The sequence below is a fragment of the Rhizobium sp. LARHSG275 genome (assembly GCF_052871115.1).
On record NZ_JBIXJN010000051.1, the window covers coordinates 1 to 1756 of the forward strand.

The window sequence follows — 1756 nt, forward strand, 5'->3', positions numbered from 1 at the left end:
GGGCCTATGAGGCGCCGCAGGGCGAGATCGAGACGCTGCTGGCCGGGATCTGGGCCGAGCTTCTCGGCGTCGAGCGGGTCGGGCGCCACGACAACTTCTTCGAGCTCGGCGGCCACTCATTGTTGGCCGTTCAAATGATGGAGCGTCTGCGGCGGCTGTCGCTCGGGGTCGAGGTTCGCACCGTATTTGCAAAGCCGATGCTTGCCGATCTGGCCGCCAGTCTTGGCAGCCACCGGGAGGTGGCGGTGCCTGCCAATCCGATCATGGAACAGAGTACGGCGATCACGCCGCGGATGCTGCCGCTGATCGATCTTACCCAACCGGAGATCGACCGGATCGTGTCGACGGTGCCCGGCGGCGTCGGCAATATCCAGGATATCTACGGCCTGTCGCCGCTGCAGGACGGCATTCTGTTCCACCATTTGCTGGCAACCCAGGGTGACCCCTACCTCCTGGTGTCGCAGATGGCCTTTGCCGAGCGAAGTGTGCTTGATCGCTACCTTGCTGCGGTTCAGCAGGTGGTCGACCGCCACGACATTCTGCGCACGGCCTTTGTCTGGGAGGGCCTGCCGAGCCCGGCGCAGGTTGTCTGGCGCAAGGCGGCCTTGGATGTGCTCGAGGTCGAGCTGGAGGGCTGTGATGGTTCCGGCGCCGATGAGCTCAGGCGGCGGTTCGATCCGCGCCAGTACCGTCTCGATCTTGGCCGGGCGCCGCTGATGCGGTTCGTGATCGCGCGCGAACCGGGCAGTGGGCGCTGGCTGCTTTTGGTGTTGCAGCACCATATGATCGGCGATCATACGACGGCCGAGGTGATGCATACCGAGGTCCGGGCCGTGCTGCAGGGGGGCGCGCATGAGCTTGCAGCGCCGCAGCCGTTCCGCAACCTGGTGGTGCAGGCGCGGCTTGGCATGGATGCCAAAGCGCATGAAGCGTTCTTCCGGGAGATGCTGGCCGACATCGACGAGCCGACCCTGCCGTTCGGTCTGAGTGAGGTCTACGGCGACGGCCGCGGATCCCGCGATGCAAGGCGGATGCTGCCGCAGGCGCTCAACGACCGACTGCGCCACCAGGCGCGGCGGCTGGGGGTGAGTCTGGCTAGCCTTTGCCATCTGGCCTGGGCCCAGGTGCTGGCGCTGAGCAGCGGGCGCGAGCAGGTGGTGTTCGGCACGGTGCTGTTCGGCCGCATGCATGCGGGTGCCGGCGCCGACCGTGCCATGGGCTTGTTCATGAATACCTTGCCGTTGCGGCTGGATCTGGATGAGACCGGGGTCGAGGAAAGTGTGCGTATCGCCCACGCCCGTGTGGCCGAATTGCTCTCACACGAGCATGCCTCGCTCGCATTGGCGCAACGCTGCAGCGATATTGCCGCACCAGCGCCACTCTTCAGTGCGCTGCTGAACTATCGCCACAACACGCCGGCCATGGCCGGCGTGGGAACAAGCGAGCTGTCCGGCATGGAATGGCTGGGGGACGAGGAACGGACCAACTACCCGCTGACATTGTCGGTGGATGATTTTGGTCAGGAGCTGAGGCTCACGGCGGATGCGGTCGAACCGATCTCCGCCGATCGGGTCTGCGGCTACATGCAGCGGGCGCTCGAGCAACTGGTCGACGCGCTGGAGCAAGCGCCCGATAGGCCGGTGCGCGAGCTCGACATTCTTCCGGCTGAGGAGCGTAGTTACCTGCTGGAGGAGTTGAACCGGACGGAAGTGGACTATCCGTCGGATCTTTGCGTGCATGCGCTGTTCGAGGCGCA

At 65.3% G+C, this 1756-nt stretch carries 1 protein-coding gene; it reads left to right on the forward strand.

Annotation, left to right across the window (positions count from 1 at the left end):
• A partial coding sequence (locus ACIPSK_RS32930) for a condensation domain-containing protein (RefSeq protein ID WP_246709956.1) occupies positions 1-1756 on the forward strand: 1756 nt, incomplete at both ends.